Here is a 22,075-nt window from a genome sequence, read left to right as displayed (position 1 = left end):
GGCCGGCGCGCGCCGCGGGCCCGCGCGGGCTAGGAGCGGCGGACGGCGCCGAGGCGCGGCAGGCGCGGGACGTCGGCGGTGGCGCCGGCTCCTGGCGGCACGATGACCTCTTGCGTGGCGGACACGACCACGTCGTCGGCGCTGAGCGTCAGCGTGGCGGCGGGGTCGAGGGAACGCTTCACGACCGCGAGCCCGATCGGCCCGAGCTCGTGGTGGATCCCCGACGCCGTCAGACGTCCGACCTCCTTCTCGCCGGACACGACCGGCGTCCCCGGAGCCGGCAGCACGCCGTCCGACCCGTCGAGGTGCAGCATGACGACCCGGCGCGGCGGGTGTCCGAGGTTGTGGACCTTGGCGACCGTCTCCTGCCCCCGGTAGCAGCCCTTCGACAGGTGCACGGCGGAGCGGAGCCAGTCGAGCTCGTGCGGGATCGTGCGCTCGTCGACGTCGGACAGCGAGGGTCGCCAGGCGGCGATGCGCAGGGCCTCGTACGCGAGGAGTCCCGCGACGGGTTCGTCCGACGCGGCGATCGCGCCCGCGGTGCCGGGGGTGACCACGGCGATGCAGAGGGTCCAGTCGGAGGCGGGGTGCGCCTCCTGGTCGGCGTAGCCCCACCCGCCGGGCGTGACGGACGCCCACGGGTCGACCCACTCGGCGACCGGGGTCTCGGGCAGGTCGGTCGACGCGAACGGCGCGGACTCGCCGAACCAGCCGATCGTCGCGAAGTCCGCCGAACGGTCGGCGACCTCGACGCGCAGCATGAACCGCATCGAGTCGAGCCAGGCAGCGAGCGGTGCCGCGTCGGCGGGCTCGGTCAGCAGCCACGCCACCGACCCGTCGTCGACGACGCGCGCCGCGTGCTCGACCCGACCGGACTGGTCGAGCACGAGCGTCTCGGTGCTCACGCCGGCGGCGAGCCCGGTGAGCAGCTGCGAGGTGATCGAGTTGAGCCACGACAGACGGTCCGGGCCGGTGACGGTGACGACACCGAGGCCGAGCTCGACCACGGCACGGCCGCGGGCGAGCAGACGCTGCTCGCCGAGCGGGTTGCCGAAGTGCGCGGCGGGGCCGGAGTCCGTCGCCACGAAGCCGGCGCGGCCGGCGAAGGCGGACATCAGTCGACCTTCGCGAGCTGCCCCGAGGCGTGCGAGGTCAGCTCCTTGCCGAGTGCGGCGATGTCCCACGCCCAGAAGAGCTTGCCCTCGACCAGGCCGTAGAGCCGGGTCGCCGCGGAGTAGTCCTTGGCGTTCGGCGAACGCATCACGGCGTCGGTCGCGAGGTCGATGCGGCCCTTGCGGACCCGCCCGACGTAGAGCTCGTTGACGCCGGTGGGGTGGATGATCGCCGCTTCGACGTCGAAGCCGTCCGTGGTGTTCCGCAGCGCCTCGACGCTCTCGACGGTGCCGAACGGCGTCGGCCCCTCGCCGAGGAGCATCGCCGGGCCGCGGTCACCGGGCTCGGACGGACGGTCGATCCGCCAGTAGCCCATCTCGGCCGCGAGCGGGGTGTGCTCGTCGTCGAGCAGCCACGTCGTGGAGGAGTAGTTGAGGTAGGGCAGACCGTCGTGGCTGAAGCTCACGCGCTGGCCGAACTCGTACTTCCGGGGTTCGTCCTCGTCACCGACGGGGTACTCGACCACGCCGGTGCCCTCCCAGACGCCGACGAGCCACGACAGCGGGACGAGTTCGGGCGCGAGGCCCTCCGGCAGTTCGATCAACGCTGACCCTTGAACAGCTTCACGACGACGGTCACCGAGACGAACGCGATCGCGAGCGACGCGAGGCCGAGCAGGCCCACGTAGAAGAGCTCGAGCGCAAGCAGCGAATCCATGGCTGGAGTCTACGCGTCACGCCTGACGGCGCCAGGCGGACGGCGGCGCGTCAGCGCACCAGCAGGACCACCGCAGTGACGAGCACGACGACGAACGCCCCGGACGACGCGATGCTGATCCGCTCGACCAGCCCGTCCTTCGTCGCGGTGATGAGCTGCAGCACGAAGCTGACCAGCACGCAGAGCACGAACACGAGCAGCAGCCACGCGAACGAGTCCTTGTCGGTGAGGGTGAGGACGAGCACGGCGCCGACGACCGCGAGCAGCCAGACCGGCAGCACGGACGTCAGCCGGAGGCGGCGCTGGTCGGTGGGCTGAACAGGCTCGGTCACGCGCCCCATCATGACAGGGCCGCGTGCCGAAGGTGCCCGGAACGCGTCCCCGACCGTCCGGCCGGGAGGGATGCTTCCCGAGCATCACTAGGATGTGTGCACGACTCCCCCACGCCCTGGAGGTCCTGTGGCCCAGCTCCTGGTACTCACCTCAGCCGCGCCCGGCGACGTCCTGCCGAGCCTCGGACTGCTGAGCCACCGGATCCGCCACGTCCCCGCCGAGGCCGCACAGCTGGTCAACGCCCCGCAGAGCGACCTCATGTTCGTGGACGCCCGGACGGACCTCGCGAGCGCCAAGGCCCTGTGCAAGATCCTCGCGACGAGCGGCTCGACGACGCCGATCATCCTGGTCGTCACCGAGGGTGGTCTGACCGCGGTCAACAGCGAGTGGAACGTCGACGACGTCGTGCTCGAGACCGCCGGCCCGGCCGAGGTCGACGCCCGCATCCGGCTCACGGCCGGTCGCGCGTCGAAGAACCAGACCGGGTCGAAGATCCAGGCGTCCGGTGTCGTCATCGACGAGGCCAGCTACTCGGCGAAGGTCCGCGGTCGGCCGCTCGACCTCACCTTCAAGGAGTTCGAGCTCCTCCGCTTCTTCGCCACGCACCCGTCGCGGGTCTTCACCCGCGAGCAGCTCCTCAGCGAGGTGTGGGGCTACGACTACTTCGGCGGCACCCGGACGGTCGACGTGCACGTGCGGCGCCTCCGCGCGAAGCTCGGCGACCTCGAGTCCCTCATCGGCACGGTCCGCAACGTCGGGTACCGCTTCAACGTCTACGACGACGAGGCCGACCGGCTCGCGGGCCAGTAGTGGTCGACCTGTCGCGCTTCGTCGTCCCGGGCGAAGCACCGCCGTTCTCCGACCAGACCCTGGTCGACGTGCGTGCCGGCCGCGCGACCGTGCTCGGCGACGAGCGCGGGGTCGCGGTGGTCCGTGACGGCGAGCTGGAACTCGTGGTCGCCCAGGAGGCGCGGGGCCACGGTCTCGGCACCGCCCTCGCCCGGCAGGCGCTCACCCCGGGCGGCGGGGCCGCTCCCGTGGACGGGCCGGCCCCTCGGCTCGCGTGGGCGCACGGGGACCACCCCGCTGCCCGAGCACTCGCGGCCCGCTTCGGCTGGACGGCGGTCCGCACGCTCCTGCAGCTCCGCGCCCCGATCGCGTCCGTCGCCCCCGACCCCGCGGTGCCGGCCGGTTGGTCCCTGTCGTCGTTCCGGACGGGCGACCCCGCCGACGAGGCCGACTGGCTGGCGCTCAACGCCGCCGCGTTCGCGCACCACCCGGAACAGGGCCGGATGACGCTCGACGACCTGCGCGCCCGCGAGGCCGACGACTGGTTCTCCGGCGACGACCTGCTCCTGCTCCGCGACGACTCCGGGGACCTCGCCGGGTCGTGCTGGCTCAAGGTCGAGGGCGACACCGGCGAGTTCTACGCCGTGGCCGTCCGACCCGACCTGCAGGGCCGGGGACTCGGCGGCGTCCTGATGCGCGCGGGGACGGCTCGCCTGACCGGCCGGGGCCTCTCCGCCGCGGCGCTCTACGTCGAGGGGGACAACGCCCCGGCGCTGGCCCTGTACCGCCGATCCGGGTTCGAGCAGCACGCGATCGACGTCCAGTACGCGGCCGGCTGACGCTCCTCCACACGGCGTCGTTCACCGCCCGTTTCCACAGCGTCCACGTGCGGCCCTCCTGGCGCAGGGGGTGGGTGGCAGGATGTGGGCATGGACACCGAACCGCAGCTCGACGGCGACTCCGTCGCACCGGACCTCGACGACTTCGACGAGGTCGTCGAGATCGAGCACGAGTCGCTGCCCACCGACCGCTACTTCGACCGTGAACTCAGCTGGCTCCGGTTCAACCAGCGCGTGCTCGAACTCGGCGAGGACCGTACGCAGCCACTCCTCGAGCGGGCGAACTTCCTGGCGATCTTCGCGTCCAACCTCGACGAGTTCTTCATGGTCCGGGTCGCCGGCCTGAAGCGCCGCATCGACACCGGCATCGCCGTGCCGACCAACGTCGGTCGCGCGCCGAGCGACGTGCTGCGCGACATCGCGACGAAGGCGCACGAGCTGCAGGACCGCCACGCGCAGGCGTTCATCGGGTCGCTCAAACCGGACCTCGACGCCGCTGGAATCCACATCGAGCACTGGTCCGACCTCGACGAGGCCGACCGGCTCCGGATGCGCGAGTACTTCAACGAGCAGATCTTCCCGGTGCTCATGCCGCTCGCGGTCGACCCGGCGCACCCCTTCCCGTACATCTCCGGGTTGTCGCTCAACCTCGCGGTGCGCGTGCGCAACCCGAAGTCGCAGCGGCAGGAGTTCGCCCGCCTCAAGGTCCCGCAGAACTTCTCGCGGTTCATCAAGCTGCCGGACGACGACTCCGGGCTGCTCCGCTTCATCCCGCTCGAAGACCTCATCGCGAACCACCTCGACGACCTCTTCCCGGGGATGGAGGTCCTCGAGCACCACGTGTTCCGGGTCACCCGGAACGAGGACGTCGAGATCGAGGAGGACGAGGCCGAGAACCTCATCCAGGCACTCGAGCGCGAGCTGCTCCGTCGTCGGTTCGGGCCGCCCATCCGTCTCGAGATCACCGAGGACATGGACCCGGTGACGCTCGACCTGCTCGTGCGCGAACTCGACATCACCGAGCAGGAGGTGTTCCGCCTGCCGTCGCCGCTCGACCTCGGCGGCCTGTTCGAGATCGCCAAGATCGGCCGCCCGGACCTGCACTACCCGAAGCACGTGCCGACGACCCCGGTGCAGTTCCAGCCGGGCGAACCGAACACGAAGCCGGACCTCTTCCGCGCGATCGCGGCGAAGGACGTCCTCGTGCACCACCCGTACGAGTCCTTCGCGACGAGTGTGCAGGCGTTCCTCGAGCAGGCCGCTGCCGACCCGAACGTGCTCGCGATCAAGCAGACGCTCTACCGCACCTCGGGCGACAGCCCCATCGTCGAGGCGCTCATCGACGCCGCGGCCGCGGGCAAGCAGGTGCTCGCACTCGTCGAGATCAAGGCGCGCTTCGACGAGCAGAACAACATCACGTGGGCCCGCAAGCTCGAGAAGGCCGGCGTGCACGTGGTCTACGGCCTGGTCGGGCTGAAGACGCACTCGAAGCTCGTGCTCGTCATCCGGCAGGAGGGCGGCACGCTCAAGCACTACAGCCACATCGGGACGGGCAACTACAACCCGAAGACCTCGCGCATCTACGAGGACATGGGGCTCTTCACGTCGGACGACACCGTGGGCAAGGACCTCACGCGCCTGTTCAACGAGCTGTCGGGCTACGCGATCGAGAAGAAGTTCAAGCGCCTGCTCGTCGCGCCGCTGCACCTCCGGAAGGGTCTGCTCAAGCGCATCACGACCGAGGCGGACAACGCCCGTGCCGGCAAGCCCTCGGGGATCCGCATCAAGGTCAACTCGATGGTGGACGAGCAGATCATCGACGCGCTGTACCTGGCGAGCCAGGCCGGTGTGCCGATCGACGTCTGGGTCCGCGGCATCTGCTCGCTCAAGCCCGGCATGGAAGGCGTCAGCGACACCATCCGGGTGCGCAGCGTCGTCGGCCGGTACCTCGAGCACTCGCGGGCGTTCGCGTTCCACAACGACGGCGACCCGGCCGTGTTCATCGGCTCGGCGGACATGATGCACCGCAACCTCGACCGCCGCGTCGAGGCGCTCGTCCGGCTGTCCGACCCCGGCCACGTGAACGAGGTCCACGAGATGTTCGACCTCGCCATGGCGGACACGACGAGCTCGTGGCACCTCGAGTCGGACGGCGAGTGGACGCGCCACTCGACGGACGAGGACGGCCGACCGCTCGATGACGTGCAGAATGTCCTCATGCGGAAGATCTCGGCGCGGAAGCGCTCCACTCGGTGAGCGGCGGCTCCTCAGGGCCGGTCGTCGCTGCGGGTGCCGTCGTCTGGCGTGAACAGGACGGCGTCCCGCTCGTGCTGCTCATCCACCGCGACCACCACAAGGACGTCTCGTTCCCGAAGGGCAAGGTCGACCCGGGCGAGAGCGTCCCGACGACCGCCGTGCGCGAGATCGACGAGGAGACCGGCTACCGCGTGCACCTCGGCGCTCCCCTGGGCACGGCCGAGTACGTCCTGCCGAGCGGCCGCGACAAGGTGGTGCACTACTGGTCCGCCCGCGTCCCCGCGAAGGAGTACGAGCGCGCCGGCAAGTTCCGCCCGAACGACGAGGTCGCCTCGGTCGAGTGGGTCACGCTCGATGACGCCCGGCACCGACTGACGTACGAGCGTGACGTCGCGATCCTCGACCGGTTCGCCGACCGCGTCGCCGCCGGGGAACACCGCACCTTCGCCCTCATCGCCCTCCGGCACGCCAAGACCGTCCCCGGATCGGAGTGGAACGGACCGGACGCCACCCGTCCGCTCCTGCCCGTCGGCCGGTCGCAGGCGAAGTCGGTCGCGTCGCCGGTGGCAGCCTTCGGTCCGAAGAAGATCGTCAGCAGCACCGCAGCCCGGTGCCTCGCGACGGTCGAACCGCTCTCCGACCGGACGCACCTCGGGGTCTCGAGCACGCCGGACATCAGCCAGGACGCCCACGACCGGGGTGCCGCCGACGTCAAGGGCGTCGTGCAGAAACGCCTCGACAAGGCGAAGACGACGGTCCTGTGCTCGCACGGGCCCGTGCTGCCGGACATCATCGCCCGCATCGCGACCGCGACGGCCGACGAGTCCGGACGGTTCGACCTCCGTCGTGCCGCGATGCTCTCGGTCGGCGACTTCTCGGTGCTGCACATCGCCGGCGGCAGGCTCGTGGCCGTCGAGACGCACCGCAACCCCGTCTCGGCGTAGGCCGAGCGCCCGGGCCGAGCCGCGCCTCCAGGCCCCTGCGGTGTGCATGCGCACGCATGCGCCCGCGCACGGCGCGGCGTTCCCGATCCTGCACCCGCGCGCGCTCCGACGCACGGCGCCCCGTCCAGGACAACCCCTCGTTCACCTCCCGTTCACCAGGGCGGGTGATCCCCGTCACCTCGCGTCCCTACAGTCGCTCCCGGGTCAGCACCGGCCCACGGGACCAGCAGCGGTCCCACCTGCACTGACATTCCCGAAGGGACCCCTGTGAACATCAAGCGAATCGGTACGGTCGCGGCAATCGCGATCGCCGGCGCGGTCGTGCTCTCCTCGTGCGCGGCGAACGAGGACGCGGGCAACACGCCCTCGTCCAGCTCGAGCTCCGGCACCGACTACTCGAAGCTCTCGGGCACGCTGACCGGCTCGGGTTCGTCCGCCCAGCAGACGGCCGAGGCCACCTGGGCCGCTGGTTTCCAGAACGTCGCCTCCGGCGTGACGGTCAACTACTCGCCCGACGGTTCGGGCGCCGGCCGCAAGAACTTCATCTCGGGTGCTGCCGACTTCGCCGGCTCCGACGCCGCACTGAAGGACGAGGAGCTCGCGGGCTCGTTCGCCCTGTGCGCCGCGGACTCGAAGGCCATCGACATCCCGGTCTACATCTCCCCGATCGCCATCGCCTACAAGGTCGACGGCGTCAAGGACCTCACGCTCGACGCGAAGACCATCGCGGGCATCTTCTCGGGCAAGATCACGAAGTGGAACGACTCGCAGATCGCCGACCTGAACAAGGACGCGACCCTGCCGGACGCGAACATCACGGTCGTGCACCGCTCCGACGACTCGGGTACCACGCAGAACTTCTCCGAGTACGTCGCGGCGAACGCCAAGGACGTCTGGACCGAGGCCCCCAGCCAGACCTTCCCGTACCAGGTCGGCGACAGCGCGAAGGGCACCTCGGGTGTGGCCTCGGCCATGGCCAGCGCCTCGAACGCCATCACCTACATCGACGACTCCGGCGCCGGTGACCTCGACAAGGCGAAGCTCATGGTCGGCGACAAGGCCACCGAGATCTCCGCCGAGGGTGCTGCCAAGGTCGTCGCGGACTCCGAGACGGTCTCCGGCCGCGCGGACAACGACCTCGCGATCGACATCAACCGCACCGACACGGCCGAGAACGCCTGGCCGCTGGTGCTCGTCTCCTACGCGATCGCCTGCCAGGAGTACAAGGACGCCGACAAGGGCAAGCTCGTGAAGGGCTACCTCGACTACGTCGTCTCGAAGGACGCGCAGGACGCCGCCGCGAAGGAGGCCAAGTCGGCCGCCCTCTCGACCGACCTCGCCGAGAAGGCCGCGAAGGCCGTCGCCTCCATCAAGTAAGACACCCTGAGCGCCCGGACGCCGGTCCCACCCACCTGACCGGCGTCCGGGCCCTCGCCGGTCCGCTCCACGCTCCGAGCGGACCGCGCACCACCGGACACCCCCGACCCGTCGCCTCCCCCGGCGTTCCTCCGACAGGAGTCCCATGACGACCGCACCGGCCCAGCCAGTGGCCCCCGTCACCCCCAAGCCGAAGCCCGTCGTCCGCATCGGCGACCGCGTCTTCTCCGCCGCGTCGGTCATCGCCGGCGGGCTCATCCTCTTCGTGCTGGTGCTCGTCGCCGCCTTCCTGGTCTGGCAGAGCATCCCGGCGTTCTCCGCGAAGGTCGGCGAGCTGCCGAACAGCGCCACGAACTTCTGGGACTACGTCGGCCCCCTCGTCTTCGGCACCGTCTGGTCCGCGCTCATCGCGCTCGTGATCGCCGTGCCGCTCTCGCTCGGGATCGCGCTCTTCATCTCGCACTACGCCCCGCGCCGGATCTCGCCGGTGCTCGGCTACGTGATCGACCTGCTGGCCGCGGTGCCGTCGGTCGTCTACGGCCTCTGGGGCATCGTGGTGCTGGCACAGTTCGTGAAGCCGTTCTACGTCTTCCTGAACACCTACTTCGGCTGGATCCCGCTGTTCTCCGGGCAGGTGTCCGGCACGGGTCGCACGATCCTCACCGCGTCGATCGTCCTCGCCGTCATGGCGATCCCGATCATGACCGCGGTCATGCGCGAGATCTTCCTGCAGGCACCGCGCCTCAACGAGGAAGCGGCCCTGGCCCTGGGCGCGACCCGGTGGGAGATGATCCGCCTCTCGGTCCTGCCGTTCGCCAAGTCCGGCATCGTGTCCGCGATCATGCTCGGCCTCGGTCGTGCGCTCGGCGAGACGATGGCGATCGCGCTGGTGCTGTCGGTGTCGACGAACGTCACCTTCCAGATGCTCACGTCGCTCAACCCCTCGACGATCGCGGCGAACATCGCCCTGCAGTTCGCCGAGGCGTCCGGCACGGCCCTGAACGCGCTCATCGCGTCGGGTCTGATCCTCTTCGTCATCACCCTGGTCATCAACATGCTCGCGCGGTACATCGTCCGCAAGCGAGTGAGCTGAGAGGTACGACCCGATGTCCCTCGCCATCCGTCAGTCCGGCGTCGCCGGCAACGTCTACGCCAACGGCAAGCTGCACAAGTCCGTGCCGTGGCTGCTCCTCGTCGGCTCCTGGATCGCGCTGATCCTCGTCTTCGCCCTGCTCAACGCCGGCGGCGCGGTCAAGGACTTCAACGTCGTCGCGGCGCTCTTCCTCGGCACGGTCCTGTTCGACGTCCTCATCGTCGTCGTCTCGCGGATCGTCGAGGGTGGTCGCAAGGCCGTCGACCGGCTCATCACCTCGCTCGTCATCACGGCGTTCGTGATCGCGGTCCTGCCGCTCGTCTCCCTGCTCTACACGGTGCTCGCGGACGGCCTCGCCCGCTTCGACGTGGAGTTCTTCTCGTACTCGATGCGCGGCGTCATCTCCGAGGGCGGCGGCGCACTGCACGCCCTCATCGGCACGCTCGAGATCACGCTGTTCGCGGCGCTCATCTCGGTGCCGATCGGGCTGCTCACGTCGATCTACCTCGTCGAGTACGGTACGGGCGCCCTCGCCAAGGGCATCACGTTCTTCGTCGACGTCATGACGGGCATCCCCTCCATCGTCGCCGGCCTCTTCGCGTACTCGCTCTTCGCGCTGTTCCTCGGCCCGGGCGCCCGCTTCGGCCTGGTCGGCTCGGTGGCGCTGTCGGTGCTGATGATCCCGATCGTCGTGCGCTCCACCGAAGAGGTCCTGAAGATCGTGCCGATGGAGCTCCGCGAGGCCTCGTACGCACTCGGCGTCCCGAAGTACCTCACGATCCTCAAGGTCGTGCTCCCCACGTCGCTCGCCGGCATCACCACCGGCGTCATGCTCTCGATCGCCCGCGTCATCGGCGAGACCGCCCCCCTGCTGGTCACCGCCGGGTTCACCGCGAGCATGAACTACGACCTGTTCAAGAACCCGATGATGACCCTGCCGGTGTTCGCGTACACGCAGTACTCGCAGCAGGGCGCCAACCCGGTGCCGTTCGTCGACCGGGCCTGGACGGCAGCGCTCCTGCTCATCCTCATCGTGATGCTGCTGAACCTGCTCGCCCGCTTCATCACCCGCCTCTTCGCCCCCAAGCTCTCGCGCTGACGCGCGGATCCACCCACCCCGAAGGAACACAGTGTCCAAGCGCATCGAGGTCGACGGCCTCAACGTCTACTACTCGAAGTTCAAGGCGGTCGAGGGCGTCGACATGACGATCGAGCCCCGCACCGTGACCGCGTTCATCGGTCCGTCCGGCTGCGGCAAGTCCACCTTCCTCCGCACGCTGAACCGCATGCACGAGGTCATCCCGGGCGCCTACGTCGAGGGCTCGGTCAAGATCGACGGCGACGACCTGTACGGCGCGGGCGTCGACCCGGTGCTCGTCCGTCGCCAGGTCGGCATGGTGTTCCAGCGTCCGAACCCGTTCCCGACGATGTCCATCAAGGACAACGTGCTCGCGGGCGTGAAGCTCAACAACAAGCGCCTCTCCCGCTCCGAGTCGGACGACGTCGTCGAGCGGTCCCTGCAGGGCGCGAACCTCTGGAACGAGGTCAAGGACCGCCTCGACAAGCCCGGCATGGGGCTGTCCGGCGGCCAGCAGCAGCGCCTCTGCATCGCCCGGGCGATCGCGGTGCAGCCGGACGTGCTCCTCATGGACGAGCCGTGCTCGGCGCTCGACCCGATCTCGACCCTCGCGATCGAGGACCTCATCGAGGAGCTGAAGAAGGAGTACACGATCGTCATCGTGACCCACAACATGCAGCAGGCCTCGCGCGTCAGCGACAAGACGGCGTTCTTCAACATCGCCGGCACCGGTGCCCCCGGCAAGCTCATCGAGTTCGACGACACCGCGACGATGTTCTCGAACCCGTCCGTGCAGGCCACCGAGGACTACGTCTCCGGCCGCTTCGGGTGATCGTCGTCCGCCCGTCGCGCTGACGGTCGACCAGGAGGCCCGGTGCACGTCCGCCACGGACGCGCACCGGGCCTTCCGGCGTGCGCGGGGCGCGGGGCGCACGTGCGCTCGTGCGCGTGCATGTTCCGACGTTCCACCAGTCGATCGACCGGTGGAACGTCGAACGATGCGCACGCAGACGGTGCGGGTGCATGTGTCGACGTTGCACGCGTCGATCGACGAGCGCGATGTCGGAACATGCACGCGCAAGAACCGCCCGCGCACGACCGCCCACGCCCACGCCCACGCCGCGCGACCGGCACACCCGCCGGGCACGACGAACTCCCCGCCCGCGGACCGTGCCACGCGAGCGGGGAGACGTGCGAACCAGTGCCCGGGTCAGGCCGAGGTGGTCGGGACCGCCATGATCGGCGTCGTCGTCGGCTGGTCCGAGCCACCGGCGGGCTCCACCGTCATGCCGATCGTCGCACCGTGCGACAGCGACCCCTTGAGGACCGCCGAGTGCACCCCGGAGGACACCCCGTCCATCAGGCCGGCAGCGTTGATCTTGCCGCCGGTGCCCTCGGAGCCGATGTACCAGAGTTCGTAGGTCTTGCCCTCCGGAGCCGCGGGGACCCCGTCGAGGATGACCGCGGACTTGCCGACCTCGTTCGACCAGACGACCGTGGCCGTCCCGCCGCCCGCGACCTTGGCGGTGCTGCGCTGGAAGTCCGACGCGGCGTAGATGCGGTCGAGTCCGCCGGACGCCTGGGTCGTACCAGGGCCGGGCTCGTTCGAGGGCGTGAAGGACGTGCCGACGCCGAGTCCGACGCCGAGGAAGACCACGGCGACGGCGGCCGCGGCGGAGAGTGCTGCTGCCGGACGCTGGAACCAGCGACGGCGAGCCTTCTCCGAAGCCGCACCACCGGCGGACGCGAGGTCCGTGGCGGGGGCGAACCGCGCCTCCTGGCCGGCATCGCCGACCGGCGCGTCAGCGACCGGAGCGGTCGTGGCAGCCGGCTCGGACCGCGAGGCCACCGGAGCAGCCTGCGGGGTCGATGCGATCTGGGCCATCAGCGACGCCTTGAGCGACGAGGGCGGCTCGATCGGGGTGACGGCGTAGGCGAGCTGCAGCGCGGTCTCGCGCAGCGAGTCGGTCTCGGCCTGCAGCTCCGGAGAGGTGGCGAGCGCCGAGTCGAGCAGTGCCCGCTCGTCGTCCGACAGCGCGTCGAGGGCGTGTGAACCCGTCAGCAGTGCGGGGTCGTCGTGTCGTTCGGTCATGATGTCACCCCCATCTCGTCGCGGAGTCTGATCATCCCGTCACGGAGACGGGTCTTGACGGTGCCGATCGGGACACCGAGGTGGTCGGCCATCTCGCTGTGCGAGTAGCCGCCGTAGTACGCGAGTTGGACTGCCTGGCGCTGGAACTCGGTGAGCTTCGCGAGCGCCCGGCTGACGCGTTCGTGTTCGATCCGGATCTCGACCGACTCGGAGACCTGGTCGAAGCCGGCCTCGAAGTCGCGGATGCCGATCTTCGTGTCGCGGTCGTGCGAGGACTGCGATGCCCGCACCCGGTCGACCGCCCGGCGGTGGGCCATGGTGAGGATCCAGCTCGCTGCGGTGCCGCGCTTGCGGTCGTAGCGGGTGGCTTGCTGCCAGACCTCGAGGAAGACCTCTTGTGTGACCTCTTCCGACTGTGCGCGGTCCCGGAGGAGCCTCGTCACGAGGCCGAGCACGCGGCCCGAGAGCACGTCGTACAGGTCGGAGAAGGCTGCCTGGTCGCCGGACGCCACGCGGGTGAGGAGGTCGTCTGGGGACGCCTGAGCCGGCTCGGTCGAGCTCCAGCTCTCGGTGTCACTGTCCACGATGGCAAGCATTGCAGGTTTCCCTCCTCTCGGTTGCGATCTGGCTGTGAGTCCTGTCCGACCACGCGTTCGGGTCTCGTGGTCGGGACAGTGGTGCAGGACAGCACGAGGGCCCGCGTGACCCGCAGGGAATTGACCGCCAGGGAGCGGACCGGGTCTCGCGGGACCCTCGCTGTCGTGACCGGCTCATCGCCTGTCACGGTGATGATTCGGCACCCTCGCCCAACCGGATTGGAGCGGTTCTCACGGCTTGTCGCTGGGGCGCGGTCGGGGCACGCCCGGCGTCGGTTCTGTCCACCGAGAGTGAACAGGGTCGTGTGCACGGCCACGGTCTCGTAGAATCGATGTCGCCGGGCCGCAGCAAGCCCCGGGCTCCAAAATTCGCCGCTTCGAGCGGCCTCGCGCCGAGAGGCGCTTCTGCGGCCCGGTTCTTCTCTGCCCGCTTCTCGTGTGCGCGTTCCGTGCCCGCTTCTCGGGTGCGCGTTCCGTGCCCCCTTCTTGGCGTGCGTGTCGCGTGCCCGCTTCTTGCGTGCGTGTCGCGTGCCCGGTGGGCGTCGTCGCGTTCGGGCCAGGAGGCGCGGTGCGGGTCCGCCCCGCGGCCCGCTCAGTCCAGGCTGTCGCGGCGCCAGAGCGACGCCGCCTCGGTGAGGTCGGCCGCCAGTTCCGACAGGCGCAGCGCACGCGTCGTGAGCTCGGACGCCCGGTCCCCCGCCGTGAGGTCCGCGTCGTCCGCCACCGCGGTCGCGCCCGCCGCGGTGAGCCGGCAGAACGCGGCACCGCGGTCGAGCGCCACCGCGAGGTCCCCCGTGTAGAGGCCGTGCAGGATCCGGTCGGCCAGCGTCAGGATCTCCGCCGGTCCGGTCGGCTGCTCCGCGCCCGCGACGGCCTGGTCGATCGTGCCGATCCGCTCCGTGCCGCGCGCGAAGAGGTACGCGATCTCCTCCGGGTTCTGCCGGATGACGGTGCGGACGAGGTAGATCCGCCACAGTGCGCCCGGGAGCGTGTGCGCCCCGACCCGCGCCCACAGCTCGGCGATGGCGTCGATGCCGTGCACGTCCGTGTAGGTCACCAGGCGCTCGACGACCGCCGGGTCCGGGTCCTGCCGCACGCGGTGGAGCAGGGCGTTCGCGGTCTCGTGCGCGACGCGGTTCACCACGGCCGGGTCCTCGCCGCCCTGGATCGCGGCGAACTCCTGGTCGGTGAAGTGGACGGGACGGTGGTGATCGCGAGGCACCGCGTCAGTGTAGGCACGGCCGGTGACGCGCCCGCCCTCCGTTCGCCCAGAACGCAACCGCTCCGTCGCGCGTACGGTGTCTGATCGGGAGGCGCTCCTCCCGCACGCGAAGGAAGAGGACTCCCATGAACCCCCTGCTCATCATCCTGGCCGTGATCGCGGTCATCCTGCTGTTCGTCGGTGGCTTCACCGCGAGCCTGAAGTTCCTGCTCTGGGTCGGCCTCGTGCTGCTCATCGTCGCGGTCGTGCTGTGGCTCGTCCGCACGCTCACCGGGCGTCGCAGCTGACCCGTCCCCTCGGTTCTTCCCGGAGGCCCTCACCCGCTAGCCTTGCGGGTGAGGGCCTCTAGCTCAGTTGGTAGAGCACCGGACTTTTAATCCGAGGGTCGTGGGTTCGAGCCCCACGGGGCCCACAGTTGCAGGGATCGAAGGCGCCAGGCGCACCGCACCCCGAACTTTCCCCGAACAATCACGCCGCAGTAGCCCGTGCGAGCAGCGAGTCGAGAGCAGCTGCCGCCCTAACCGTACCGGCGGTGCGGCTCATGTACACGTCCTGCGTGAGGCTCGGATTCTCGTGCCCGAGGAACTCGGCGATCTCGCGGGTGCTCAGCCCAGCCTGGTCGAGCACCGTGGCCACGGTCTTGCGGAAGCCGTGTGATTTGAAGCCAGGGAAGCCCAGTCTGTCTCGGTTCGCGCGCCAGTCTGCCTCCGTGTTCGACGACACTCTCGCTGGCGCACCACCGATACGGCCGGAACTCACCGTTCCCTTCCTCCACCGACGGAAGTAGCGAGGCACGTCCGAGCACAGCGCCATGGCGCGCGCGCCTCCCGCCGCCGGTACTAGACCTCTCGACCAGGACTGGCGACTGGGTCTGTCGATCGACGCGGCGTCACGAAGAGGCCCGAACGACAGCGAGTCTCAGGAGCCCTCTTGATCGCTACGCTGCCAGGACGACTCAGGGTGGTGTGCCCACTACGGGGTACATCAGCTTCGCGATAGGTAGCGGCAGACTTGCGACCGATACTCACATCCGCGAGTGATCGTGGTGACGAACGGACGAGCATGCTCCCCAAGATTCCTGGATACACGGACGACTCCCCGTCGCTTGCCGCCGAGTGGCAGCAGCCGCCCGGTGACTACGCAACCGAGTTGTGGCCTAGTGGCGCACTCGGGTCGATCGAGGAGCATCCCACAGGTTGGCTTGTTGTCGAAGAGCATGACTACTCGGCATCGTCCGGCTCGTCCGGCGTCTCAACCTTCTTGACCAGCCTTGATGGATGGGCGATCGCAGCAGATCACTTCGATTGGGATGCTCGGTACCTCGGCGACTACTCCTTCGATGAATACTCCGGCGACGAGACAGGCCTCGCGCAGGACGATCGGGGGATTATCGCCGAGTTTTTCGTTGACACTCAGTCGAATCACGGCCTAAAGCCTCGGACGGTTGACGTGTCCTTGCCGTTCCAGTGGTTCTGGAATGCTATGAGAGACGGCAACAATTGGAGCTATCTTGATAGCGCAGGCAACGAGCATCCCCTCGTCCGCACAATTGCCACTTCCGACTCCTGGCGCGTCGAGGTGAGCGCGCGCGAATTCCGCCGCTTCCTTGAGCGGACAAGACGTGTCGCCGTCATCCAATACGACGTTGTCACCTATGCCAACTCCGCGCCCTTCGCGTCTACGTCGGACCAGTTCCGCAATGCTTGGGCGTCCTTCACGTGGACTCCTGTTCGCGACGCTATTGGCCACGGCTATAACGCCTTCTCCAGACTGCTGGGAAAGCGGCTAATCAGCGGGATGAGCAGCGGCCCCATTCCTCCCGCTCTCGATCACGAGGACCCGCGGAGCAACGAGCACCCCGACTACATCATCGGGGTGGATCCACAGACAGGCTCTGACCGAGTCTTCACCAGCGACCCCGAGAGGTTGGCGAATTACTTCGGGAAGAACCCTGAAGCTCCTCATTACCTCACCCTCGTGCACTTTGACCAGCGCGTTCTCAATAAATATCGAGATGAGCCTTCTAAGTACGAGGTGACCGCGACGCGGCTCAGTTGCCTTGGGCTCTGGTCTCTCGGGCTAGGCACAGGCACAGAAGGTTCCATCCAAGTTTACCTTGGTGACCTCGGTCGAGATCTTCCATGGCAAGAGCGAGCGCACTGGAAGAGCTACAACGTTCCACCCAGGGGCACTATGGATGAGTCTCGCTTCCGGCGTGATTTTCTTGCCGAGTGGGCTGGTGGCCCGACCACCCTGGAGGAGTTGCGAGCGAATCTCGAAAGCCTCCGGCAGACCGCCTTGGAGAGGCTGAGCACGCCTGTCATACGTGAGCTCGATAGCCACGACCGACTCAACTTCGAGCGACTTACGCCTCCAGGGACTGATGAGCGACACGAATTGGTCTTGCCAGTGATCACTCTGACGAAGGCACTTGTCGACGCGATCGATGTGAAGGGCCTACGGACATTCCTCGGTGCCGGTCATGAGGAAGAGCGAGGGCTTGCTCTCCTCGAATCTGTGGTTGTTCGAGTAGGCGGCTCCGCCACCATGGTTCAGCCGTTTCGGGCGCTTCAGCGACTGAGGTCCTCTGGTGGTGTTGCGCACTGGGGTGGAAGCGAAGCGGGCAAGGTGATAAAGGCGCTCGGCCTGGAGGGCATGAATCCGGCTGAGACAATTGAGTTTCTCGCCGCTGGGATTTCCGCCTCGCTAAAGGACCTGCGGGACCTCATCTCCGATACCCCGGGCGAGCCCGACGCGCCCCGCACGGAGCCTTCGAAGTGACGCGCGGTCCTCACGTCGGGCAGTGCTGGCACGTCCTCCCTCTGGTCGTCCGGAGGGGTTGGGGATCGTCCCGCGCGCTTGTGGAAGCGCCAGGACCGCTTAGCGAGCCCGAACTTACCCCGCACAAAAGACGGAACCTCGCGCAGTTCCACGCAATCCCTAGGCAGCCGTCCGCGGGTCCGTCGGCGGCCAGCGGAACATGGTGCGACCCCGCGGAAGGCTCCTACGCCTAATCCGAGGGTCGTGGGTTCGAGCCCCACGGGGCCCACCGAACGTGACCGTTCCTTGGCTTGGCCGGGCTTCCCGTAGGATCGTCGGCATGCGCGATCGCCCAACCGGCAGGATCGGCTCACTGGACGGACTCCGCGGCGTCGCTGCCGCCGTCGTCGTCGTCCACCACGCCTTCCTCTCGATCCCGACCCTCTCGGACGGCAACTACCGCCGCGACGTCCCCGACTGGGCGAGCTGGATGGTGTACTCCCCCGCCCACCTCGTGTGGGCCGGCAGCGAGGCCGTCTTCGTCTTCTTCGTGCTGAGCGGCTTCGTCCTGACCCTCCCGGCCCTCCGCCGGTCGCAGGACTGGATCGCCTACTACCCGAGCCGGCTCGTCCGCCTCTACCTGCCGGTGGTGGCGTCGATCGCACTCGCGCTCGTGTTCTTCTTCCTCGTGCCCCGGCAGGACCAGCCGCACCAGTCGTTCTGGATCAACCGGCACGCCGAGCCGTTCACCCTGCACGGCCTCGTGAACGACCTCACGCTCCTCGCTCCGACGCTCGTGAACAGCCCGCTCTGGTCGCTCACGTGGGAGGTCCTCTTCTCCCTGCTCCTGCCGCTCTTCGTCTCGATCGCCGCGGTCACCCGACGCTGGTGGTGGGTGACCGCCATCGTCGCCGTCTTCCTGTCGGCACTCGGCGAGTACGAGCACTCGAAGTGGCTGATGTACCTGCCGATGTTCCTGCTCGGCTCCGCGCTCGCGGCCGGCTGGGAGCGCCTGCCGGACGTCCCGACGCTGCTCGGCTGGGTCCTGCTCGTGGTGAGCCTGCTCGGCATCACCGTGAAGTGGTGGCTGCCGACGACGGCGTGGTGGTCGCCCGTGCTGCCCGCGATCATCCTCGCCTCGGCCGGCACGATCGTCGTGCTCGCCGGCAGGTGGTTGCCCGCCGAGCGCTTCCTGCTCGGCGCGATCCCCCGCGAGCTCGGACGGCTCTCGTTCAGCCTCTACCTCGTGCACGAACCCATCACGGTGTCCGTCGCGAACCTCCTCCCGCGTGCCCTGCCGTCCTGGCTGGTCCTCGTCGCGATCCCGATCGGCATCGGCGTCGCCTACGTGTTCTCGCGGCTCGTGGAACTGCCGGCGCACCGCTTGGCGAAGCACATCGCGAAGTCGCTCTCGAGCCGTCCACCCGTCCCGCAGGCTGTCTGACGGTTCAGCACCTCGCCGGGCGGGTGTCCGGGGGCACGGATGCTGAGCACCTACAATCCCGGTGTGGCTCGACGAACCGACGGCGGTGTGCCCGGCGGCTCCCGTCGGTCCACCGCGCAGACCAGGCGCCGACGAGCGGTCCCCGCGATCGCCCTCGGCGCCATGTGCCTCGGCATCGCCGGGCTGCTCGTCATGCTGCCCGCCGTGTCCGACGCCTGCCAGCCGGTGCCCGCGACGTCCGACTTCTCGGCTGAGCAGGTCGCGGACGCGATCGCTCCGGGCTCCGACGTCCTCATCGTCGGCGACTCGTACACGACGGGTCGCGGTTCCTACGACGACGTGCACGGGTGGGCGCAGGACCTCGTGTCCGAGCGGCAGTGGGACGCGACCATCAACGGCTACCCGGGGACCGGCTACGTGAACCCCGGCCGCGGTCGCTCCTCGCGCGCCGTCTACCTGTCCCGGATCGAGCAGCGGGCAGCACTCACGCCGGACCTCGTCATCGTCCAGGGCAGCCAGAACGACTGGCTCACCGACTCCGCCACCCTCGAGAAGACCGTCGAGCGGACGCTCCGACAGGCCGAGGTGCAGTGGCCGGACGCGGTCGTGGTGGCGATCGGCCCGTCGGCACCCCAGCCGCGCGCCGAGGCCACGACCGGCATCAACGACGCGGTGGCCGCCGGCGCCAGCGCCGTGGGCGTCCCGTACATCGACGCGATCGACGGGCAGTGGTTCACCGCGATGAACAGCGGCAGCTACGCCGCGACGGACCAGCAGCACCTCAACGACGCCGGGTACCTGTACCTCGCGGGCAAGATCGACGCCGAGCTCGAGCAGCTCGCGACGCAGCCCGACGGCGAACAGTGCCTCTGAGCACTCGACCGGGGTACAAGTCGTCCTCAGGAGCCTCAGGGTGGTTCCACTGCACAGTTCAGTCCGCGTTCAGCCGACTGTTGGGCTCCCGCCGATAGTGTCGTTCCCGGATCCGATCGACGGATCCTGCAGCACCGCACCATCGCAGAACGAACGGGGTACACCGTGATCGAGCCCATCGAAGCCACGCAGACCAGCACCACCGGTGACGCGCGCCGCATCGTCGAGCTCGCAGCAGCGACCAACACGACGATGAGCAACGAGCTCCTGCTCGACACGCTCCGCCGGAACGCCCAGGTCACGACCCGCCACATCCGCAAGGACTTCGTCGAGGTCGCGACCGGCACCGCGGTGCTCGGCTACGTCTGCCGGCAGCGCAAGGACTTCATCGCCCTCCGCGGGGACGACCCGGCGTGGGCGCACGAGGTGGGCCGCTACGCGAGCGAGTCCCTCGCGGTCGAGGCGCTGCGCATGCGTCGCGCCTGACCCTCCCGGACGAACGACGAAGGCCGCCCCTCCCCGGGGCGGCCTTCGTCGTGTCCGGCGCGGACCAGCGGCGGTGCCCCACTGCCCGACCGAGTCTCGCCTCCGCGGACACCCTCGCGCCGCACGAGTCGCGAACGTGTAAGCAGGGCCGAGTCTCGGCTCCGCGGACACCGTCGCGGCGCGGGACACGCGAAACTGTCCGCCGGGCCGAGTCTCGGCCGCGGACCGGCCGCGCCCGGGTCAGGACCAGACGCGGCGGATGCCCCAGCTGCCGGTCCAGGCCTCGTCGGGCTCGAGCCAGCGCAGCCCCTCCCCGGAGTTGAGCGCGTCGGCCGGCGCCGTCATCGGCTCCACCGCCACGGCCAGCCCGGTGCCGTCGCCACGGGGGAAATCGCGGGAGGTGAACACCTGCACGTACGGGAACGACCCGTCCTGCCAGAGTTCGACGCCGTCGCCCTCCGGCCCGTGCATCGTCGTGCGGCGGATGCCCTCGGCGTCAGGCGTGACGTCCGTGTAGGCGGTGTCGAGGTCCGCGTCACCGGCGCGGACACCGGAGCGCAGGTCGAACGGGGTGCCGTCGACGGCCACGGTGCCGTTCGGGATCTTCCGCTCGTCCACGGTGAACGCCGTCGCCGCGTCGAGCCGGACGACGAGGTCCTCGGCGGGGGTGTCCCCGGCACGCAGGTACGGGTGTGCGCCGATCGCGAACGGCGCACGCGCGCCGGAGCGGTTCACGACCTCGTGCGTCACCCGGATGCCGTCGTCGACGAGCTCGTGGTGCACGCGGGTCTCGAGCGTGAAGGGCCAGCCGTGCTGCGGGTGGATCGTGGCTTCCTGCACGATGCCGGACTCGGTCTGGGAGACCACGCGGTACGGCGCGAACCGGAGCAGCCCGTGCGAGGCGTTGCCGTACTTCGGCTCGGAGACGTCGAGCTGCTGCCGCTTGCCGTCGAGTTCCCACACGCCGCCGGCGACGCGGTTCGGCCACGGCGCGAGCACGATCCCGTTCGCCCCGGGCGGCTGCGACGTGACGGGGAACGGCTCGGTGAGGTCGAACCCCGCGACGCGGAGTTCCCGGATGCCGGCGGCCACCTCGGTGACGATCGCCTCGACGACCCCGTCGGGTCCGGCGTGGCGGAGGTGGTACTGCCCTCCGGTGGGAGCTGCGGTCATGAGGTACGGGTCCTTCCCGGTGCGGATGGTGCGGATCGTGCAGATGGTGCGGGTACTGCCGGCTCGTCCGCCACGACCACCTCGACGCCGGCCGCCCGGATCGGGGCGACCTGCTCCGCCGTGGTCTCGGCGGTGACGACGACGTCGATGTCCTCGAGCGCGCGGACGACCCCGATGTGGGCCCGGCCGAACTTCGACCCGTCCGCGACCACGACCGTACGCCGAGCCGCGGCCGCGAGCATCCGCTTCGCCTCGGTCTCGGGCAGGTTCACGTTGGTGAGGCCGTGCACGACGTCGACCCCGGTGCCGCCGAGGAACACGAGGTCCGCGGCGATCATCGGCAGCAGCGTGCCGTTGAACGGCGCCACGAGGGAGTGCTGCAGCGGACGGAGCGTCCCCCCGGTGACGATGACGGTGAAGCGCGGGACGGCGGCCTCGAGCACGAGCGCGGTCGTCAGCGAGTTCGTGACCACCGTGACGTCGACGAGGTCCTCGCGGGCGACCAGTGCCGTCGCCACGGCGGCGGGCGTGGTGCCGACGTCGAGCACGACGCACTGCCCGGAGCGCACGAGCGCCGCCGCGGCGCGGCCGATGGCGGCCTTGGCCACCTGGTGCTCGACGGCGGTCTCCTCGAAGGGGCGCTCGGTGGAACCGGCCCCGAGGCGGACGGCACCGCCGCGGACCCGCCGGATCCGCGCCTCCTGGTCGAGCAGGGAGAGGTCCTGCCGGACGGTCACCTCGCTGGTGCCGAGGGCCGCTGCCAGGGCGGCCGTGCGGACGAGTCCGGGCGCGCCCTCGACGATCGAGACGATGCGGTCCTGCCGCAGCGGCGCGGGGAGTGCGCCGGCCAGGAAGGAGAGGTCGTCGTCCGTCATGCCACCAGTTTCGCG

Annotated in this window: 22 protein-coding genes and 1 tRNA gene; 14 read left to right on the top strand and 9 right to left on the bottom strand. The window is 69.5% G+C overall.

Going from position 1 to position 22,075, the window contains the following annotated elements; genetic code table 11:
- Positions 1-29: 29 nt before the first annotated feature.
- From BIV03_RS12020 to BIV03_RS12010, 3 genes are all read right to left on the bottom strand, one after another.
- Positions 30-1,115 (bottom strand): folate-binding protein YgfZ, encoded by a 1,086-nt coding sequence (locus BIV03_RS12020; protein ID WP_071295876.1) that lies wholly within the window; start codon positions 1,113-1,115, stop codon positions 30-32.
- Complete coding sequence (locus BIV03_RS12015; RefSeq protein WP_071295875.1) at positions 1,115-1,717, bottom strand: FABP family protein; 603 nt, start codon at positions 1,715-1,717, stop codon at positions 1,115-1,117. The genes BIV03_RS12020 and BIV03_RS12015 overlap by 1 nt, the downstream gene beginning before the upstream one ends.
- 163 nt (positions 1,718-1,880) lie before the next feature.
- Positions 1,881-2,162 carry a hypothetical protein gene (locus tag BIV03_RS12010; protein ID WP_083403399.1) on the bottom strand — a complete coding sequence of 94 codons (282 nt, stop codon included), beginning with the start codon at positions 2,160-2,162 and terminating at the stop codon, positions 1,881-1,883.
- A 127-nt stretch (positions 2,163-2,289) separates the two neighbouring features.
- Here BIV03_RS12010 and BIV03_RS12005 point away from each other — a divergent pair, with 127 nt between their 5' ends.
- From BIV03_RS12005 to pstB, 8 genes are all read left to right on the top strand, one after another.
- Positions 2,290-2,973 (top strand): winged helix-turn-helix domain-containing protein, encoded by a 684-nt coding sequence (locus tag BIV03_RS12005; protein WP_022906634.1) that lies wholly within the window; start codon positions 2,290-2,292, stop codon positions 2,971-2,973.
- Complete coding sequence (mshD, locus tag BIV03_RS12000; RefSeq protein WP_071295874.1) at positions 2,973-3,791, top strand: mycothiol synthase; 819 nt, start codon at positions 2,973-2,975, stop codon at positions 3,789-3,791. Before BIV03_RS12005 ends, mshD begins: the two co-directional genes overlap by 1 nt.
- A gap of 90 nt (positions 3,792-3,881) precedes the next feature.
- Complete coding sequence (locus tag BIV03_RS11995) at positions 3,882-6,047, top strand: RNA degradosome polyphosphate kinase (RefSeq protein ID WP_071295873.1); 2,166 nt, start codon at positions 3,882-3,884, stop codon at positions 6,045-6,047.
- A complete protein-coding gene (locus tag BIV03_RS11990) occupies positions 6,044-6,991 on the top strand; it encodes an NUDIX hydrolase (RefSeq protein ID WP_070417792.1) in 948 nt (315 codons plus the stop codon). The genes BIV03_RS11995 and BIV03_RS11990 overlap by 4 nt, the downstream gene beginning before the upstream one ends.
- Positions 6,992-7,258: 267 nt before the next feature.
- The gene (locus BIV03_RS11985; RefSeq protein WP_070417791.1) at positions 7,259-8,368 is read left to right on the top strand and encodes a phosphate ABC transporter substrate-binding protein PstS; all 1,110 of its coding nucleotides are present in this window, start codon (positions 7,259-7,261) and stop codon (positions 8,366-8,368) included.
- Positions 8,369-8,513: 145 nt separating this feature from the next.
- Positions 8,514-9,461, top strand: a complete 948-nt coding sequence (pstC, locus tag BIV03_RS11980) for a phosphate ABC transporter permease subunit PstC (protein ID WP_070417790.1) — start codon at positions 8,514-8,516, stop codon at positions 9,459-9,461.
- A gap of 13 nt (positions 9,462-9,474) precedes the next feature.
- Entirely contained in the window at positions 9,475-10,560 is a 1,086-nt protein-coding gene (gene pstA, locus BIV03_RS11975) for a phosphate ABC transporter permease PstA (RefSeq protein ID WP_071295872.1), read from the top strand.
- Positions 10,561-10,591: 31 nt separating this feature from the next.
- On the top strand, positions 10,592-11,371 hold the full coding sequence (gene pstB / locus BIV03_RS11970; RefSeq protein ID WP_070417788.1) for a phosphate ABC transporter ATP-binding protein PstB: 780 nt from the start codon (positions 10,592-10,594) through the stop codon (positions 11,369-11,371).
- 378 nt (positions 11,372-11,749) lie between these two features.
- Here pstB and BIV03_RS11965 read toward each other — a convergent pair whose 3' ends face one another.
- The 3 genes from BIV03_RS11965 to BIV03_RS11955 form a co-directional block, all read right to left on the bottom strand.
- Positions 11,750-12,631, bottom strand: a complete 882-nt coding sequence (locus BIV03_RS11965; protein ID WP_071295871.1) for an anti-sigma factor — start codon at positions 12,629-12,631, stop codon at positions 11,750-11,752.
- The gene (sigK, locus tag BIV03_RS11960; protein ID WP_071295870.1) at positions 12,628-13,227 is read right to left on the bottom strand and encodes an ECF RNA polymerase sigma factor SigK; all 600 of its coding nucleotides are present in this window, start codon (positions 13,225-13,227) and stop codon (positions 12,628-12,630) included. Before sigK ends, BIV03_RS11965 begins: the two co-directional genes overlap by 4 nt.
- Positions 13,228-13,819: 592 nt before the next feature.
- Positions 13,820-14,449 (bottom strand): DNA-directed RNA polymerase subunit beta, encoded by a 630-nt coding sequence (locus BIV03_RS11955; RefSeq protein WP_070417785.1) that lies wholly within the window; start codon positions 14,447-14,449, stop codon positions 13,820-13,822.
- A 125-nt stretch (positions 14,450-14,574) separates the two neighbouring features.
- Here BIV03_RS11955 and BIV03_RS19650 point away from each other — a divergent pair, with 125 nt between their 5' ends.
- A complete protein-coding gene (locus tag BIV03_RS19650; RefSeq protein ID WP_175473634.1) occupies positions 14,575-14,736 on the top strand; it encodes a hypothetical protein in 162 nt (53 codons plus the stop codon).
- 52 nt (positions 14,737-14,788) lie between these two features.
- Positions 14,789-14,861: transfer RNA gene (locus BIV03_RS11950), tRNA-Lys, on the top strand.
- A gap of 56 nt (positions 14,862-14,917) precedes the next feature.
- Here BIV03_RS11950 and BIV03_RS20245 read toward each other — a convergent pair.
- The gene (locus BIV03_RS20245) at positions 14,918-15,262 is read right to left on the bottom strand and encodes a tyrosine-type recombinase/integrase (protein ID WP_083403398.1); all 345 of its coding nucleotides are present in this window, start codon (positions 15,260-15,262) and stop codon (positions 14,918-14,920) included.
- A 249-nt stretch (positions 15,263-15,511) separates the two neighbouring features.
- Here BIV03_RS20245 and BIV03_RS11940 point away from each other — a divergent pair, with 249 nt between their 5' ends.
- The 4 genes from BIV03_RS11940 (at position 15,512) to BIV03_RS11925 (ending at position 20,012) form a co-directional block, all read left to right on the top strand.
- Positions 15,512-17,230 (top strand): hypothetical protein, encoded by a 1,719-nt coding sequence (locus BIV03_RS11940; RefSeq protein ID WP_071295868.1) that lies wholly within the window; start codon positions 15,512-15,514, stop codon positions 17,228-17,230.
- 319 nt (positions 17,231-17,549) lie between these two features.
- Complete coding sequence (locus BIV03_RS11935; protein ID WP_070417784.1) at positions 17,550-18,653, top strand: acyltransferase; 1,104 nt, start codon at positions 17,550-17,552, stop codon at positions 18,651-18,653.
- A 63-nt stretch (positions 18,654-18,716) separates the two neighbouring features.
- Positions 18,717-19,526, top strand: coding sequence for an SGNH/GDSL hydrolase family protein (locus tag BIV03_RS11930; RefSeq protein WP_175473635.1), 810 nt, complete (start codon positions 18,717-18,719; stop codon positions 19,524-19,526).
- Between the two features lie 165 nt (positions 19,527-19,691).
- Positions 19,692-20,012, top strand: a complete 321-nt coding sequence (locus BIV03_RS11925) for a hypothetical protein (RefSeq protein WP_070417782.1) — start codon at positions 19,692-19,694, stop codon at positions 20,010-20,012.
- Positions 20,013-20,252: 240 nt separating this feature from the next.
- Here the strand turns inward: BIV03_RS11925 and BIV03_RS11920 are convergent, their stop codons facing one another.
- On the bottom strand, positions 20,253-21,185 hold the full coding sequence (locus BIV03_RS11920; protein ID WP_071295866.1) for an aldose 1-epimerase family protein: 933 nt from the start codon (positions 21,183-21,185) through the stop codon (positions 20,253-20,255).
- On the bottom strand, positions 21,182-22,060 hold the full coding sequence (locus BIV03_RS11915; RefSeq protein WP_083403395.1) for a DeoR/GlpR family DNA-binding transcription regulator: 879 nt from the start codon (positions 22,058-22,060) through the stop codon (positions 21,182-21,184). Before BIV03_RS11915 ends, BIV03_RS11920 begins: the two co-directional genes overlap by 4 nt.
- Positions 22,061-22,075 lie beyond the last annotated feature (15 nt).

Origin of the sequence: Curtobacterium sp. MCBA15_016, assembly GCF_001865105.1 — a bacterium.
Lineage (GTDB): Bacteria > Actinomycetota > Actinomycetes > Actinomycetales > Microbacteriaceae > Curtobacterium.
This window is presented reverse-complemented; position numbering and strand designations above follow the sequence as displayed.